Origin of the sequence: Klebsiella sp. BIGb0399, assembly GCF_003752615.1 — a bacterium.
GTDB classification, from domain to species: domain Bacteria; phylum Pseudomonadota; class Gammaproteobacteria; order Enterobacterales; family Enterobacteriaceae; genus Klebsiella; species Klebsiella lignicola.
In genome coordinates, this window is sequence record NZ_RKHT01000005.1 from 307,571 (window position 1) to 323,665 (window position 16,095).

Sequence of the window (16,095 nt, forward strand, 5' to 3'; positions counted from 1 at the left end):
TTCTTCCTCAGGCAAAGTCGACGCGCAGCAGCGCGAGAGTGGTGAAGGTGCCCTCGGCAGGCGGCTTTCCGGTGGTATTTACCGGATAGGCCTCCAGCGTCACCGTGGTCGAGTAATTATCTTCATCAACCTGGTTGAGCTGTAACGGCAACGCGCTGTTGAGGTTGTTGGGGGCCAGGATAGTGCCGCTGTCGTCGGTGACGATCACACCGACATCCGGGTTATTGGACTGCAGGGCGTTACTGTTGTCCGCAGAAGCGGTGCCGTCAACGCGCAGGGTCAGGTTGGCCAGCGAAGCGCCATAGTTACACTGGATCGGAAAGCTGAACGATTTCGGCGTGTAGTTGGCCGGCTTCTCTCCTGGCGCCTTAAAGTCTGAGGCATAGACCGTTCCCAGATCGACACTGATAATGGTGCCAGCGTTAACGGTGCAGTTTTGCGGTACCGAGATGATGCCGTTTAAATAGACTTCGGCAATCGGGTTCGGGCTGTAAACACCGCTTTTATGTGACAGGAACACGTCGGCGACATGGATATTGTCAAACGAGGTGGTGCCGACAAACGGCCGCACGATTTTCAGATCGATAACCCCGGAAGAGCCGGCGCTCATTTGCGTCCCGCCATTAGAATCGTTGCCGCTTGCCGTGTAGAGATTTTTGAAAGGAATATAGCGCAGACCATTTGCATTGATCTTGATGGCCGTATCAAGATACTCATTAACCCGGTACCAGGTACGGGTGCCGTCATTTGAGCTGACCGGCAAGGGGGATGTTGCAGTAAAACGGCGCCCTGATGCGGAATTTGGCGTATCGCATCTGACCGGAATTTTTTTGCCGGTATTCCAGCTCGCCGCCGCATCAAAGGTCTGACCCGCGGTATTCTGGGTGGGGTCGCTGATGGTGACGGTGCCAAAATCGCCGGCCAGATTAGTAGGGGTGCCGCTTTTCGGTTCACAGGTGTAGGTATAGGCCCAGGCCCTGCCTGCCAGCAGCATAAGCAGCGCCAGCAGGCAGCGATTTATGACAGAGTAACGATTCATGACAGACACACTCGCGTTAATTTGTTGATGGCGTTACTGGCGGCATCATCCGGCAAGGTGTAGGTCGCAACGCACTGCCGCGCGGCGCCGTCCCCCCAGCGTACCGTCAGCTTGCCCTCCAGCGGCAGGCCGGAGAGATAAACCTGCCCGTCATCGCCGACGATGCTGCTGTTTCCTTCCGCGGCGCTGACCATGGCGCCAAACGGCACGGCTTTACCGTTATGGGTCAGCGTCAGCAGGACGCGGGCGCCAACGTGGGCGGCGAACTCAGCGCGCACCAGCGCGCCGCGGGTGGGAACGACGCTGACCACGGTATCTTCCAGGTCGACGTTATCCGGCAGCGAAGTGGTATCCAGCTCCATACGGTTACGGCGATAGGTGGTGGCATAGGGCACCACGGCGTAGCCTCGCCAGTCGGTACGCAGTCCAGCGTTGCCCTCCACTTTGACATCGGCGGCGCCGGGGGCGGCGATCAGCACATTGGTTTCGCCCAGCGGTTGGGAGAAGGTCACGCCGTTACGGTGGGCGACAATGGAGCCATTTAGCCCGTAGTTGACCTGCTGATAGTCGCCGTTATCGCTGTAGTTGTAGCCTGCGCTGGCGCTACCCCATGCACCATCGTAATTGACGCCGACGGAACCGCTGGCGCCGCCGCCCTGGTTCTGGTAGCCCTGCTGGATGGTGTAATTGAGGTTGTCATCGTCCAGTAATGTTCCGCTCAGGCCGGCATTTTGCGTGGTGTGGCCGCGGGTATCGTTGCTGATGTTATAGGTGGCGTATGCGTTATGCTGCTGCCGGGTGATATCTCCCGCCGGCGCCAGCCACTGGCTCAGCGGAATGGAGATCCCCAGCGCGAGGCGATTATCCGCCTCGTGCCGTCCGGGGATTTTGTTATAGCTGTAGTTGAGCGTCCAGGAGACGCCGTACAGATTGCCGCTGTAGCCAGTCTGCAGGAGCGTGTTGACTTCGCCGGTCCGCCAGTAGCTCTGACGGCTGCCGTTAATATAAATCGAGCCGCTGCTGCCCAGCTGCTGCGAGATATTGAGCTGGACTTTGTCGCGCTTGTTGTTACCCAGGTTGTAATAATCGGTCACGGACGAGGCGTTCTGCCTCTCGTCCTGCTGGGATGTGCGCACATAGCCGCTCATGCGTTTCCAGGCGCTCTCTTCAAGGGTATAAAACCCTTCGGTCGAGTAGCGATAGCCAATCAGCTGGAAGTTGGTGCCGGTACTGTTAAGCGATTTGCCGTATAAAAAGCGCAGCGACGTACCGCTGTGCTTACTCTCATCTGCCAGGGTGCTGTTGGCCTGAGTCACATCCAGCGATAAGGCGCCGAATGAGCCGATGTTCACGCCCATGCCGAGGGCGAAGGCGTTATAGTCATCCGCCAACTGCGTCCCTCCGTAGGCGGTAAAGCCAGCCGGCAGGCCCCAGATCAGCGTCGACTGAGCAAAGTTGATGTCATTCTGCTGGTCCGAGCTGCTGCGATATTTCCCGGCGGTGAGGGCATATTTGATACGCCCTTCACGTTGCAGCACCGGCACCGAGGCGTAGGGGACCGTATAGACGTTAATGCTGCCATCGCTCTCTTTCACCTCCACGACCAGGTCGCCGCTGGACGATGTCGGGAACAGGTCGTTGATTTCAAACGCGCCGGGCGGGACGTAGCTTTGATAGATGGTGTAGCCGTTCTGGCGGACTGTCACCTGGGCATGACTGCGGGCGATACCGCGAATGGTCGGGGCGAAGCCGCGCAGGCTATCCGGCAGCATATTGTCATCGGAAGCCAGCTGTACGCCGCGAAAAGCAAGGCTATCGAAAACGTCGGACGGCGTGGTGCTGTCGCCGATCGCCAGTTCGCTGCGTAATGGAACGATCGCCCGCTCAAGCCAGGTATTAATATGCTGCCAGTCGCTGCGACTGTGCTTGCCGCTGTTGTTGTAGCTCCAGGTGGAATAATCGCGCAGACGCCACGGGCCGAGATTCAGACCGCTATTGAGACCGAGAAAATAGTTGCTGCTGGAACCACTGTGGCGGTCGTCGCTGTCTGACCCGGTAAAGTTATAGTTCAGCATCAGGGCGTTAATCCCTTCATCCCACTGGGACGGTGGGATATATCCGCGGGCGGAATTGTTCATCATTGCCTGCGGGACGCTGATATCCAGGCGCAGCTGCTCAAAGCTAAACCGGGTAGTGGCCCCTTCAATGGCCGTCGTAATATCCAGGCAGGCTTCCGGGTCGGCCTGCGCCAGCTCAGGCTTACCTGCGGTGTTAACTCCCATGGCGGTGAGCATTGCCGACGTCAGACAGGGCGTCAGGCCGGTGTCATCTGCGCTGGCAGAGGGAAGGGTTTTGCTGGCAAGGAACTGGGTATCCTTTCGGCCCTGAAAAGTCTCGTTCAGATAGATATCAACGCGATAAATCCCGGGGGCCTGAGTGCCCCCTTCAAAACGGGATAAATCAGCGACGGCAGCGGGGTTGTCGGATAAGAACGCCGGGTTAAAGTATTCGTCAGCGTATCCGCGAGCAGAAGCTATTGCGATCGTAATAGCCAAAGGCGCTATCTTATAATATTTATTTCGCACTGACATATGGTCCCTTTCTTCCCGACATCGCCGCTCGCGGGTGATACCTTAAGGCGTTAACTTTCCTTGCTGTTGTTCTGAGGGGTATCAAGCGCCACAGGACTGTTTTGCCGTATTTGCGCCGTAGTCATTGACCGTCTGAAAACTCACCGCGCCGTTTTTATGCCCCGGGACATCTACCGTCAGCGAGCCTTTCGGCGAAACCATTGAGTTAGGTAATTTCTGCCCGCCGACATACAACTGCACCAGGCTGACGTAATAGGGGGAGGGGTTTTTTACCGTCACCCGACCGCCTTCAACCCGACAGGTCAGGCTTTTTGGCGCATCCATTGAGGTGGATGGCAGGTTCTTCGGGCGGACAAATAATTTGATCACGCTTTGGGTGGCAATCTGCAACGTATTGCCTTTCAGGCTGTTCTTATCAACGGACGGGATAGCTTTGCTGTTGAGAAAAAATACGCTTTCCCGGTCGGTGGGCAACCCCGGCCCGGTATACATAATGCGCAGCGTGTTCTCTTTTTTCGGTTTCATGGTGAACAGCGGCGGCGTCAGGACAAAGTCCGCTGATTTGCTACCGTTAGCATTCGCCACCCATGACTGAATGAGATAGATATCTTTCGTCGAGGTATTGGTCAGCGATAGTGATGCTTCTCTGGCGCCCTGCGGGTAAATCACCCGGGTTGCGCCGAGGGCAATACCGCCTGCGCTGGCGGAGGAGACCATCATCAGTGCCAGCAGGCCGCCGGAACAGAATGTGGCTATCGATTTTTGGCAAAACGTCATTCGGTTATTCATATCTTTATCTGTCTTCATCGGTGTTCTCCCTTTGCTGCTTATCTACTGATTCCTGGCCCTCCGTATGCAGAGTCCAAAACACCCTCCGCGCGCGGCGCGGAGGTGTGCAATCAATCAGGAATAGTTGACGCTGAAGGTGGCGGTAGCGGCGACGTTACCGGCGGTGGCGGCATCACCGGTCGCGACATAGTCAACGCTGAACGGCAGCACGTTCTGGCCATCATTCAGGGTCACGGTTGAAGAAGCGGTTCCCAGCGGCAGTTCGGCGCCATCCGGGCCATACAGCTGCAGGGCTACGTTGCTGGCAGCGCCGGCGCCGGCGGTGTTCGCCAGTGCGGTTGCATTGTCAGTGTCAGCCTGGCCGCTGAAGGTCACGCCCGCATTGGCGCTTACGGTGCTGTCGCAATCTTCCAGCGTGATGCTGAACGGCTGCTGCTGACCTGCGGCCTGACCGGCAGTGGCCAGTTTTGATGCCTGAACCTGATCCAGGGTGATGGTCTGGTTGTCAGATTGAGTGGAGACGGAGCATGCTGCATCAACAACCTGACCTTCGAAATTAATGGTCCCGCCAGAAACGGTGACCGGAGCGGCATGCGCGGCGCCGGCAGCGAATAAGGCGGCAGTCAACGTGGTGTAGACAATTGCATTCAGTTTCATAATAGATCCTTAAATATTATTAGATTTAACATCCGGGTTGTGGCTTATTCTATTAACAGCATCGGAGAAGCCTTTAATAGAAGAAGAGTAGTGGCGTAAATGATAACGACTTAAAGAGTTAACTCCGCCTGATACCTACAGCGGAGATATTACGAAAAACAACTTAGGTTATGCAAATTAGAAATTATCAGATAGCTTCTGTGTGGTTGCTAGATCAATTGTAATTACATGAAATAAAAGGATTGAGTGTAGATTTAAAATGAGTTGATTATGTAATTAAGAAAAATGGAAAATATCAATACCGGCACTTTGATTGCAAGAATAGAACTTTCAGGCTTTGTTGAATAAATCAGATTTGGAAGCATATTCGTAGCCGGTTGCAGTTGTCAGATAATACGCCCGCTTTCTGGCATGCCTGCCTTCGTCATTTTGTTCAGCGCACGCACCATGGCCAAAGCCTCTGCAACCTGACCATCGTAGTCACGCAACGTCAGCGAACCACCGAACAACTGCTTTACCCTGTACATCGCCGTTTCCGCTATCGACCGACGGTTGTAATCTGTTGTCCATTTCCACCGCGCTCAGCCGTTGATTCGCAATAGCACGATTGCGGTCTGCATACTCATCAGGCCAGTAGCCCGCTCCCTTTCGGGGAGGAATGAGCGCGCTGATTTTCTTGCGACGCAGTTCGTCATGACATCGCCGCGTATCGTAAGCACCGTCCGCAGCAACTGACCTGATTTTTCGGTGGGTCTGCCGGATAAGTCCCGGGAAAGCTTCAGCGTCCGTGACGTTGTTCAGCGACAGGTCCGCGCAGATGACTTCATGCGTACTCGCATCAACAGTCAGATGCAGTTTTCGCCAGATACGACGGTGCTCTTTGCCGTGCTTTTTGACTTTCCACTCACCTTCACCGAAGACTTTTAGCCCTGTTGAATCAATCACCAGATGCGCAATCTCACCCCGGGTGGGGGTTTTAAAACTGACGTTAATCGACTTTGTCCGCTTGCTGACACTGGTTAATCCGGACAGCGAAGAGGAACACCCATCATGGCAAAAATGGAATCAATAAATCCCTGCGCAGCTCGCAGGGTCAGGCGGTATACACGTTTAACGACAAGGACGGTGGTGATGGTGAGGTCAGAATAGTGCTGAGGCCGTCCCCGCGATGAGTGTATAGCGGGCTCATACCCGGCCTGAATAGCCTCGTCATCAAGCCAAAAAGTGACGGAGCCGCGGTTGATGAGGGCTTTGTTGTAGTTGCGCCAGTTGGTGATTTTAAACTTCTGCTTTGCCATGGGACGGCCAGTGTTGCCGGATGATGCGTGATCTGATCCTTTAACTCAGCAAAAGTTCGATTGATTCAACAAGGCCGAACTTTCATTGAAATTTCAAGCGTGGCATTTGATAGGATTTTATTTTTGCGATCCAGGTCAAGCTGATGGCGGAAACTCAACATCAACAACAAAGATATTTCCCTGAACCAAACAAATAAATTTTAATTTCTTTAATAATAAAGTTAAAAAAATTTCCGATTGATATGTTTTGTAATAAAAATGACTGGGGGTAAGTGTGGTTTTATTGATTTGTTTATTTAATTTTTTAACAAATTGCCATGAAAATATTGATAAATCAATTGATTGTTTTTTTGGCGGGGTGAGGTATCGCGCTATTATTTTTTTAGGCCCAACAGAGTTTATGACTTTAATATAGAAGGATAAGGTATTGATATATATAATGATGTTCGTTAATGGTTTTTTAAGCGTTTTACGGTTGACTATTCTGATTGATTCAGATGCTAAAAAAATCCCATGCTGATTTTTCTGGTGTTCAGAGTATTTTTATCTAATTGATAGGCAATCAATGATTGTGTTACGATTTTACCAGCATAATTCAACAGGTGTAAAAGTGGGGGCTTACGTGAATAGACAATGATCTGACCAAGGTTAATTCTGTGTTTTACTTTTCCGCTGAGGTTGATGATGAAGGTAATGATTAAGCATGAGAACCAGTACTTTAATAAAGGTATCGAGATACTATTACGGGCTCTTTATCCCAAGGAGCAACTGGTAATTAAAACGGTATCCAGACTGGAGGTCAATACGTTGCAGAGCGCCGATATTGCGATCCTGCAACTTGCTCCCGGGGATGGATTTATCTGCAATACAAAGCTAATGATGCACTATCCTCGGTTACTAGTGGGGGTAGTGAATAATAAATTTCGATACAGTCGATTGACGCATTGCATGAAGGATATGCTTATCATCCAAAGTAATGAACACATAGATTCGGTGGCGAGAAAGATAAATCAGTCGCTAAGGTATAATGAAAAAAATAAGGGAGGGAATGTTGAGGATAAATGTCGTAACTGCCAGCATTATAAGCTGTCGAACAGGGAGGAAGAGATTGTAAAGCTGATCTTTGATAACCTGTCTGTACGTCAAATTGCCGAACGACTCTACATAAGTAAAAAAACGGTCTATTCCCATAAGCAGACAATGAAGAGTAAATTCAACTTACAAAATAATTATGAGTTAGTTCAATTATTACATAGCCTGAATGTTAAGTAAGATTTCAGCTGAGTGATGGTAATCCCCCCCAAAAAACCGGTGTGTTTATAAGTAGAATTTTCTCGTAATCTGAACCGGGGAGATCTCTATGAAAAAATCACGTTTTACTGACAGCCAGATCATGTCCATCCTGAAGCAAGCCGAGGCCGGAACACCTATGGCCGAACTGTGCCGCGAGCATGGTATGAGCAATACCAGTTTCTATAAGTGGCGTTCTCGCTTTGGCGGTATGGATGCCTCCATGATGACCCGTCTGAAAGAGCTGGAAGACGAAAACCGTCGCCTCAAAAAAATTTATGCTGAAGAACGGCTCAAAGCCGAAATCATTCAGGAGGCCATGGCAAAAAAGTGGTGATGCCATCGCGTCGAAAGCAGATGGCACAGGACGCGGTCAGAAACCGAAACGTCAGTGTGCGTTTTGCCTGCCAGTTGTTTGTTCTCAGCGAAAGCTGTTATCGCTATCAGCCTCATCTGAATGAAGAAAATGACCTCATTGCTGACTGGCTGATAGTCACTGCCCGGAGCCAGTGTGCCGCGCCCGGGCGGACACGGGACGGGCGGCTTTTCCGCTCCTGTCCGGCGTCGTTGTGATTTTACGCCGTCCACTCGCCTTTTGAGATGTGCCCTTCAAGCCGCTTTCGCGGCATAGCCTCGCCTTCGGAAAGACTGACGGCTGCGGTATTCCACGGTCAGCTTGAACCGTTAGCCACCATCGAAAGGCTAGGGTTTTAGAATGACTGACAATCTCAAACTGTTTCAACGCCTGACAAACAGCAGAATGATGATTAGCGATGTAAGAGAATGCCTGAAAATGCCGCAATCTGATTTTCTCACAATGCTGTGCGAAGGCGCAGAATCATATTTGGGGTCCGCTTGGAAAACGGAAAATATCCTACGCTAAGCCTGTTTTTTAAGCAGGCATGACAGGCAGCTTTGAGCTGTGAGCGAAGAGCAGGCATTGATTACTTGCTCAATGAATGGTCAATTAGCATCGGTGTTGCAACTGAAATAAAACTAAATCCGGACTCTCATTTGTGAATGACGAGTCTGCGACAGGCGTGCCAGCCAGCCCTCTGTATATTTCATTAGACTAAAAAGAGGGAAGGCTGTACTCAGGATTAACCCGTCTTCCCGATGGATTGCGGTACAGGCAGGGCAAATCGATTTTCCAGGGCCAGGGCAATACCGTCCTCCGTCAGTTGTTGCGTTTCGATACCCTCTGCGGTGATCGTCTTCAGCAAATTACCTAGCAAAATCAGGCGACCCTCGGGGGCGTGCTGCACGATCAGTAACTTCTGCACAAAGATGGCATCAGGATGGGTGGAATTGAGGTAGTTGGCTGGGACGAAATCAATCCACTCCTGGGGGGACAGATCAAAACTGTATTGATTAGCCCATGCACCCTCCACCTTCGCTTGTAGCAGGTACTCGTTATTAACGTCACGGATAAGTCGAAAAGTGTCGAAATCCTGTTCGATATCGGTATCTGTCATGTCTATGGCGAGCGGCGCGCGAATGCCATAGCTGCCGAACCCCAGGTCGCAAAGCCACAGGCGGTCATCAACTTCAGCAATTAATGCCATATGCGTTTTAGGTCGGCGTGCCGGGTAGAACATCGGGCGAGCGGCAACGAAACGGTAGGTAATACCTAAAGCGTCCAGTGCCATGGCAAATAGCCCATTAACCTCATAGCAGTATCCACCACGGCCTCGGTGTAGCAGTTTATCTGCAATGTCTTCGGGTACCAGGGATACGACTTTGCCAGCCTGTACATCCAGATTCTCGAAGGGTACCGAAAAGAGTTGATGGCGCATGAGCGCGTGCAGCGTGGCGGTATCGGCGGCTGCATGCCCGGTGTAGTTTATGCGACGGAAATAAGCAGAAAGATCGAAGTTATCGCTATGCATAATGCCTCCTTGATTGAGCGGGTTCGGCACCACTATAGAAGGGCCACATCATTGTTTGTATAGTCAGATCTATCGAAAATCAGACTGTACAGTTCGCAATGTCCGCTCCACGTCTGTTGTCCCCACATTACCGCCGCATTGCTGAAATGCTGCGCCTTACCCTTGCATCAGGTGTATTGCGAGTCGGCGACAGGATGATCTCCGCGCGTAAACTGGCCGAACGAGAGCAGGTTAGCCTCCCAACGGCACTGGAAGCACTCCGTTGTCTCGAGGCCGAGGGCCTGATTGTTGCGCGTCCGCGTTCGGGCTACTTCGTTTGCCAGATAAACACATCTCAGAACATGCCGTCTTCCCAGGATTTACCTGGCCCAGTCCCCGTGACAATGTCAGCATTAGCCCGTTCACTATTTAGTAGCGCAGAAGCCCGTCTGGTGCCGCTTGGTGCAGCGCTGCCCGATCCAATATGGTTGCCAACAAACACGCTACAGCGGGCGCTACAGACTGCAACCCGTCGCCTGGACGCGCACGGGCAGAGCTACAGCCTGCCGCCGGGAAGGGCAGACCTGCGCAGAAATATAGCCGTACGCGCTGCACAGTGGGGAGCCCGTTTTGGTTCGGATGATCTCGTCATCACGGCTGGAGCGACGCAGGCACTGCGTCTGGCTCTGCGGGCTGTAAGTCAGCCTGGTGATGTAGTGGCAATTGAACAACCTGCCTACTTCGGTACGCTCCTGCTGCTTGAGGACTTAGGCCTCAAGGCATTGCAAATTCCCACGGATCCTGCTGAAGGCTTGTTGCTGGCATCTCTGGATGAAGCTATTCAGCGCCACCGTCCTGCCGCCGTGCTGGCTTCGCCCACGGTGCAAAACCCACTCGGCGCCAGTATGCCCGTCACCCGCAAGCAGCAACTTGTTGCTCTGATTGAACGTGCAGGCATCCCTTTAATCGAGGACGATGTGTATGGTGATCTGGCCGGTGAAGGGCAGCGTCCTCCGGCCTGCAAGGCGTTCGACCAGAGCGGGAGTGTGATCTACTGCAGTTCATTATCCAAAACCCTTGCCCCAGGCTGGAGAATAGGGTGGGTTGCGGCAGGACGCTATCACACTCAGGTATTGCATGCTCGCATGGCCGGGGACTGGGCTGGCGCACCGCTGCTTGAGGCTGCCGCGAGCGATATACTGGCAAGTGGGGATTACGAGCGTCATTTGCGACGCTTGAAGTTCCGGATCTCAGAGGGGGTACAAGCCGTTATCGCCCGGGTCAAGGCCAGCTTCCCGCAGGGCACTCGTGTTACCGTGCCGACAGCCGGTTTCTTGTTGTGGATAGAACTCCCGCATCCGCTGAATTCATTGGTGGTACACCGTCGCGCGTTGGCGCTCGGCATTGGTGTCAGTCCTGGCCTCCTGTTTTCTCCAGGGGCTGAGTTTCAGAACTTCCTGCGGTTAAATTGTGCGAATGAACCCTCGTCCACGCTGCTCAATGCCGTTGAAAAGATCGGTGCGCTTTGTCATGAACTGGCAGGTCAGCGCAAATAACGAATGCCTGCCTAAGTCCAGACTTAAAGAATATAAACATGGGACTGTGGGGCCGCACTACTATAGGCCAGGAAAAACGCCATACGATGAATCACCCACACATCCATCGGTTGAACTCACAGCGAGGAGCGGACGGAATGTCATCGTTCAGCATTGGGGCTGGTGAGAGTATTAATTTCAGCAAGCAGCCAGCGTTCAAAACTTTCCAGCGCAGCCTCATTGATCCCCGTTTCCGTCGGTTTTACTAAACAGAATTTTTTGCTCAGGCATCCTGAGGCTGGCCAGGGCGAAACTAGCATACCGCAACGTAATTCATTCTCGACATACATACGTGGAACCAATGCTACGCCTTGTCCTGCGATGACCGCAGCGATAGCCATTTCATGTAGATCGTAGCGCACACCCTGAGCCGGATTATCGAGGTGTATTTCACATTCCCGGGCATAGTGATGCCATGCATCAGGGTTCTGTCTACGGTGAATACGCGGAAGTTCGTTTAACTGTCGATTGACGTCATTATTTGTTAGCAGTGCGGGATTGCAAACCGGCAGCAGATTTTCCTGAAACAGAAATTGCATACGCATGCCTGCCCATGCGGAATGTTCAAAATGAATGACGGCGTCAAAGCCACTTCCAGGCAAAATGAACGGATCCGTTCTCGCCGCAATATTTAACGTTATGTCCGGGAACAAATAATGAAAGCCGCTCAGGCGGGGAATAAGCCAACGGCAGGAAAAGGTCGGCAGGACGGCGATATCCAGACTCCTGCTGCCCTCAGGCATGCCAATGATGTACTGCGTATCTCTTTCGAGCCGTTCGAGCGTTTCACGCACGCAATGCGCATAGCGCGCACCGACAGGGTTAAGCTTTACCCGGCTTCCCATACGGTCAAACAGTTTACAGTTCAGCAACGCTTCAAGACGCGCAATTTGACGGCTAATCGCCCCTTCCGTTAACGATAACTCCTCTGCGGCCCGGACGAAATTACCGTGTCTTGCGGCGGCATCAAAAGCATGCAGAGACGCACTGCTGGGTATTTTTTTGCGCATAAATGTGTTCCTTACTCAGTGCCTACAACATGCTCTCATTGACTTAATGTCACTGACTCGTGACATATTATCGTTTTTAAGCGGGATAACCAGCCTGTAGCATGATGAAAAATCATTGAGCAAATAGTATTTGCTTGCGTGTATCACTCATGTGGAGATGGGCTGATGTTCTATACCGTGGAATGCTCTTATAACGACCCTGAAAGCGAAGCAGAATGGAATGCCTTTTACAGCCAGCAAAAACTACCCGCATTGATATCTGTTGCTGGTTTCACAACCTCTCAACGCTTTCGCGCCGTCAAACCCGGCTGTCCTGTTTACCTTGCCATTCACACTATTAATGATGCGGATATTCTCAGCAGTGAGGATTACCGTTTAAAAGGTGGTGGTAATTTCTCTCGCTGGCAGGGTTGCATTACTGACTGGCATCGTAACCTCTACGGAGGTGAAAGCCTTGCTCCAGCGATCTCTTCTGATGAAATTCTGCTATTGAGCGCAATGCCAATAGACTTTGTAGAGACAGAACTGGGATATCGGAGTCTGGAGATGCAGGCGGTGGGGCTGGATAAGTGCCCTGACTATCGCATTGCATATGTCTTGCCTGTGGAGATGGCCTCGCTGTTTACAGATATGTCTGGTGTGCATCTCTACCAGCCTCTGACACCGCAGTTGCTGAGTTCTGAAGAAGGGAAGTGATAACATCATGCCTAATCTTACTTTTTATATTTCTGAAAAACATTCTGACAAGTTTCAAAACCTTGATGATTTTACCAATAAATGCAGCGCTCTCTGCTGTGACATTCTCGGTGCAGAACCCAAAAACGTGCATATCATTTTTGTCGACGTTAAGCCGGGATGCGGTCAACCGGTCTATGCCGAGCTCTTTTATCGTCTGACAACATTGCGAACCCATGAAGTCATGGAGAACTTTATGCGAGAACTGGATTTTGCAACTCAACAGGCCTCTGGTCTGATGGCTCGTATTCGCTGTTTTGGCTCCCTGGACGAACACCTGTTCGCCCGCAACTAATCCCGAGGTAATGATGAGCCATCCCTTTCCTTTTCGTCAAATTGGAGATTTTCAAATAACAGCGCTGAGTGACGGCAATATGACAGCCAGTCTGGATTTACTCTCAGGCATTGAAAGAGCTGATGCGCACGTTATTCAATGCAGTGCCGGAATCAGTGAACCCGGTAATATCCATATAAACTGTTACCTTATTCGCGGCCAGGGACGAATTATTCTGGTTGATGCAGGCACAGGCCCGCTGAACAACATGGCGGGACAACTCAACGCAAACCTTGCAGCAGTGGGTGTCAGCCCTGACGACGTCGATACTGTTTTATTAACACACTGTCATCCGGATCATATTGGAGGCCTGCTGGATTCGGAGAAACAGCCCGTTTTTAAACACGCGGAAATTCTTCTTCATCCTCTCGAAGCGCAACACTGGCAGGATGATGAAAAACTCAACATAGCGAATGAGCGCGGGCAACGTAATTTTTGGCTGGTCCGTCAAACCTTAGACGCTTATGCCCGGCAGGTGCGTTTTTTTAACGGCGACAAAATAGCAGACGGTATTCTGCCGGTATGGCTACCGGGTCATACGCCCGGGCATACCGGTTTTCGCATCAATGCGGATGATAAATGTTTATTAATATGGGGAGACATTGTCCATTATCCTCATATTCAGTCAGCGCAACCGGCAGTTTCTATTTTATTTGACACAGATCCAGCTCTGGCTGAGGAAACAAGAAAGATAATGATGGAAAAAGCCGTCAGCGAAAAACTGATCGTTGCGGGCATGCACTTAGGTCAGGCGGGGTTTGCCAGCGTTCTCAGGACAGGCAATGGATACTGCATTTCCTACTCTGAAAAAGCCTGACGGGGCTGTCACTGGTTAAAGGGCTGTAAGCCTTGATGCAGGCGCAGGAGATCACTTGTTATCCTGTGCGCAAACCCCTGCACAGTTGACAAGAACCTTCGGAAGATCGGCGGAAGTAATGAATCACTGACCTGCTCGCTGTTAGTTCGGTCGCCATTTGCTGGCGACCGATTTGCGCAAATACTACCTTTAGTTACTTCCTCAGAATCTGTCCAACGTCTATCCGATTTCCATCCGGATCAGCGAAAACAAATGCCCGAATGCCGTATTCTTTATCCTGTAGGCCTTTGATAATTTTGGCACCGATATTCTGACATTGGGAATAAAATGCATTTGCGTCATCTACAAGAAGGTGCGCGACTGGAAAGGAAGGTGCTTTGTGGTGTGGTTGCAGAGTCAAATGTAGCTCAGCGTCTTCACGCTTTAATATCATGAAGCCCACAGGGTCTCCATTTGTAAAAACAGCATTGAAATTCAGTCCATTGATGTAGAACTCGCTGGAAATTTTGATGTTTTTTACTGGTATTACGGCTGCTATACGACCAAATATAACGGGATGCGGCATGATCAACCTCGTGGTTGTTAATCAATAGCATAGCGATGGGCGGTGCCGTAGCTAAGCAACTGGGCGGTGCCAGGTTGTTGATAAAATTATGATATTTTTTTCATAAATGGAAATGAAATTTTTAAGTGCAGTAAAAAATACTTATGCGCTAACTATCTGTTGCGATATTAACGTCCGTTTATGGCACTTAACTGACCGCTGCCCAGGACGGTTTTGAACGAGGCGCGAAAGTAAAAACATACTCTTCCAACCGGCTACACTGCAAACCAGCCCACCGCATTTGATAATCCAGGGAAGCAAGGGCTTGGCGCAATCCACAAGTGAGGAAATTACGCCATGCCTGCCACAGATGTGCCGCTATGCTTTTCTCTTGCTCTCGTGATTTGCCAGTTGCCGAATAAACTCTTCAGCCGTGCAACCTTGTTGTAACGCTTCAAGCAACAGCTGCTGCTGTGTTTTTGGCACCAGACCACCCAGCGGCGGATCGGTATCAAGATTGGTCGGGAAGGAATAGCCTTCACCGCTTGCTGCCACAACCGCTTGTAACTGCTCATCGGTTAATGGTTTCTTCCGCAAAATGGGATAAATCGCCTCCATGACTTTGACGTGATTCACTTTTTCCATTGTTTTGCCAAATGCGGATGAGACCTGCAGCAAATTAGCCGTACGCACATGGTCCTGCGTAACGTTATTCCCCGCAGCATGGAACAGGGCCGGATTGAAGAATAACCCGTCGCCTTTTTTCAGTGGCAACTGAATGGCATGCTGCTGGAAAAATTCAATAAAACGCGGATCGCGCCATGCCAGATATCCTTCGGCATATTGCTGCGACCACGGTAAAAGCTGCGTCGGTCCTGACTCTACCGGCATATCGCTATGGGCGACCGCCCCCTGAAGCGTCAGGTATTGCGACAGAATCTGCAGAGGCAACGGGAAGCGGGCGACCACCTCATTAATCTGGAAACCGAGATGGTAATCCCGATGCGGCTGTTGCGCTTTGCCGCCAGGGCGGACCTGATTCACCTGTGCCGTGATTTCATAGCCGGGGCCAACCCAGGCTTCGCAAATCAGGGCCAGTAAAGGATTGCTGTAGTAGTCGACGAAGGCATCGGCATCACGCTCAGCGACTTTTTGCAGCGCGTTCCAGATACGTCCATTGCTGCCGGCTTTGGCAAAGTGATCGCCACCGCCACCGTCTGCCGCTTCACTGACGAGAATATCGTCAAACACCTTATTGCTGCTGTCTATGGCAGAGACATCGCGGTATAAGCCCTGAACCACGAATACGCCTGGCCCGCCTGACAGTGCGCGATGCAGTTCACCCAGCATGGTTTGACGATCTGCTCTGGCTGCTGCAAGCAGATCATCATGATAATAGATCAGTACGTTTTTATCGGTGGAACGCGCCAGCGGGAAATCGTCCTTACGCAAGGTTTGCGCGCATAGCGTGGCGAACTTATCGAGAGAAATATGGCTGTCATTAATATAGGGCGTATTCATTTTTTAC

13 protein-coding genes and 2 pseudogenes are annotated in these 16,095 nt (G+C 51.4%); 6 read left to right on the top strand and 9 right to left on the bottom strand.

The window, feature by feature from the left end; genetic code table 11:
- Positions 1-7 precede the first annotated feature (7 nt).
- From EDF82_RS01795 to EDF82_RS01815, 5 genes and pseudogenes are all read right to left on the bottom strand, one after another.
- The gene (locus tag EDF82_RS01795) at positions 8-1,039 is read right to left on the bottom strand and encodes a fimbrial protein (RefSeq protein ID WP_123753916.1); all 1,032 of its coding nucleotides are present in this window, start codon (positions 1,037-1,039) and stop codon (positions 8-10) included.
- Positions 1,036-3,630, bottom strand: coding sequence for a fimbrial biogenesis usher protein (locus tag EDF82_RS01800; protein WP_123753917.1), 2,595 nt, complete (start codon positions 3,628-3,630; stop codon positions 1,036-1,038). Before EDF82_RS01800 ends, EDF82_RS01795 begins: the two co-directional genes overlap by 4 nt.
- Before the next feature lie 81 nt (positions 3,631-3,711).
- On the bottom strand, positions 3,712-4,350 hold the full coding sequence (locus tag EDF82_RS01805) for a fimbria/pilus periplasmic chaperone (protein WP_227540117.1): 639 nt from the start codon (positions 4,348-4,350) through the stop codon (positions 3,712-3,714).
- A 183-nt stretch (positions 4,351-4,533) separates the two neighbouring features.
- On the bottom strand, positions 4,534-5,076 hold the full coding sequence (locus tag EDF82_RS01810; protein ID WP_123753918.1) for a fimbrial protein: 543 nt from the start codon (positions 5,074-5,076) through the stop codon (positions 4,534-4,536).
- A gap of 386 nt (positions 5,077-5,462) precedes the next feature.
- Positions 5,463-6,439 (bottom strand): annotated as a pseudogene (locus tag EDF82_RS01815) (IS5 family transposase).
- A 628-nt stretch (positions 6,440-7,067) separates the two neighbouring features.
- On the opposite strand from EDF82_RS01815, the gene EDF82_RS01820 reads away from it, so the two are divergent.
- On the top strand, positions 7,068-7,646 hold the full coding sequence (locus tag EDF82_RS01820) for a LuxR C-terminal-related transcriptional regulator (protein WP_158613260.1): 579 nt from the start codon (positions 7,068-7,070) through the stop codon (positions 7,644-7,646).
- A gap of 88 nt (positions 7,647-7,734) precedes the next feature.
- Positions 7,735-8,156: pseudogene (locus EDF82_RS01825) on the top strand (transposase); the annotation flags it as partial.
- 608 nt (positions 8,157-8,764) lie between these two features.
- On the opposite strand, the gene EDF82_RS01830 reads toward EDF82_RS01825, so the two are convergent.
- On the bottom strand, positions 8,765-9,553 hold the full coding sequence (locus EDF82_RS01830; RefSeq protein WP_123753920.1) for an arylamine N-acetyltransferase: 789 nt from the start codon (positions 9,551-9,553) through the stop codon (positions 8,765-8,767).
- A 98-nt stretch (positions 9,554-9,651) separates the two neighbouring features.
- Between EDF82_RS01830 and EDF82_RS01835 the strand changes: the two genes are divergently transcribed.
- Positions 9,652-11,088, top strand: a complete 1,437-nt coding sequence (locus EDF82_RS01835) for a PLP-dependent aminotransferase family protein (protein WP_123753921.1) — start codon at positions 9,652-9,654, stop codon at positions 11,086-11,088.
- A 140-nt stretch (positions 11,089-11,228) separates the two neighbouring features.
- Here EDF82_RS01835 and EDF82_RS01840 read toward each other — a convergent pair whose 3' ends face one another.
- Positions 11,229-12,137, bottom strand: a complete 909-nt coding sequence (locus EDF82_RS01840; RefSeq protein WP_123753922.1) for a LysR substrate-binding domain-containing protein — start codon at positions 12,135-12,137, stop codon at positions 11,229-11,231.
- Between the two features lie 165 nt (positions 12,138-12,302).
- Between EDF82_RS01840 and EDF82_RS01845 the strand changes: the two genes are divergently transcribed.
- From EDF82_RS01845 to EDF82_RS01855, 3 genes are read left to right on the top strand one after another with little or no spacing between them, the layout of a single operon-like run.
- The gene (locus EDF82_RS01845) at positions 12,303-12,833 is read left to right on the top strand and encodes a sugar ABC transporter (protein ID WP_123753923.1); all 531 of its coding nucleotides are present in this window, start codon (positions 12,303-12,305) and stop codon (positions 12,831-12,833) included.
- Positions 12,834-12,840: 7 nt separating this feature from the next.
- A complete protein-coding gene (locus EDF82_RS01850) occupies positions 12,841-13,167 on the top strand; it encodes a hypothetical protein (RefSeq protein WP_123753924.1) in 327 nt (108 codons plus the stop codon).
- Between the two features lie 13 nt (positions 13,168-13,180).
- Positions 13,181-14,023 carry an MBL fold metallo-hydrolase gene (locus tag EDF82_RS01855; RefSeq protein WP_123755444.1) on the top strand — a complete coding sequence of 281 codons (843 nt, stop codon included), beginning with the start codon at positions 13,181-13,183 and terminating at the stop codon, positions 14,021-14,023.
- 193 nt (positions 14,024-14,216) lie between these two features.
- On the opposite strand, the gene EDF82_RS01860 is transcribed toward EDF82_RS01855, so the two are convergent.
- Positions 14,217-14,588 (bottom strand): VOC family protein, encoded by a 372-nt coding sequence (locus tag EDF82_RS01860; protein WP_123753925.1) that lies wholly within the window; start codon positions 14,586-14,588, stop codon positions 14,217-14,219.
- A 357-nt stretch (positions 14,589-14,945) separates the two neighbouring features.
- Positions 14,946-16,088 carry a phytanoyl-CoA dioxygenase family protein gene (locus tag EDF82_RS01865; protein WP_123753926.1) on the bottom strand — a complete coding sequence of 381 codons (1,143 nt, stop codon included), beginning with the start codon at positions 16,086-16,088 and terminating at the stop codon, positions 14,946-14,948.
- Between the last annotated feature and the right edge of the window lie 7 nt (positions 16,089-16,095).

Coding starts and splice junctions, on each gene's coding strand:
- EDF82_RS01795 (WP_123753916.1), bottom strand. CDS start 1,039: ATGAATCGTTACTCTGTCATAAATCGCTGCCTGCTGGCGCTGCTTATG.
- EDF82_RS01800 (WP_123753917.1), bottom strand. CDS start 3,630: ATGTCAGTGCGAAATAAATATTATAAGATAGCGCCTTTGGCTATTACG.
- EDF82_RS01805 (WP_227540117.1), bottom strand. CDS start 4,350: ATGATGGTCTCCTCCGCCAGCGCAGGCGGTATTGCCCTCGGCGCAACC.
- EDF82_RS01810 (WP_123753918.1), bottom strand. CDS start 5,076: ATGAAACTGAATGCAATTGTCTACACCACGTTGACTGCCGCCTTATTC.
- EDF82_RS01820 (WP_158613260.1), top strand. CDS start 7,068: ATGATTAAGCATGAGAACCAGTACTTTAATAAAGGTATCGAGATACTA.
- EDF82_RS01830 (WP_123753920.1), bottom strand. CDS start 9,553: ATGCATAGCGATAACTTCGATCTTTCTGCTTATTTCCGTCGCATAAAC.
- EDF82_RS01835 (WP_123753921.1), top strand. CDS start 9,652: ATGTCCGCTCCACGTCTGTTGTCCCCACATTACCGCCGCATTGCTGAA.
- EDF82_RS01840 (WP_123753922.1), bottom strand. CDS start 12,137: ATGCGCAAAAAAATACCCAGCAGTGCGTCTCTGCATGCTTTTGATGCC.
- EDF82_RS01845 (WP_123753923.1), top strand. CDS start 12,303: ATGTTCTATACCGTGGAATGCTCTTATAACGACCCTGAAAGCGAAGCA.
- EDF82_RS01850 (WP_123753924.1), top strand. CDS start 12,841: ATGCCTAATCTTACTTTTTATATTTCTGAAAAACATTCTGACAAGTTT.
- EDF82_RS01855 (WP_123755444.1), top strand. CDS start 13,181: ATGAGCCATCCCTTTCCTTTTCGTCAAATTGGAGATTTTCAAATAACA.
- EDF82_RS01860 (WP_123753925.1), bottom strand. CDS start 14,588: ATGCCGCATCCCGTTATATTTGGTCGTATAGCAGCCGTAATACCAGTA.
- EDF82_RS01865 (WP_123753926.1), bottom strand. CDS start 16,088: ATGAATACGCCCTATATTAATGACAGCCATATTTCTCTCGATAAGTTC.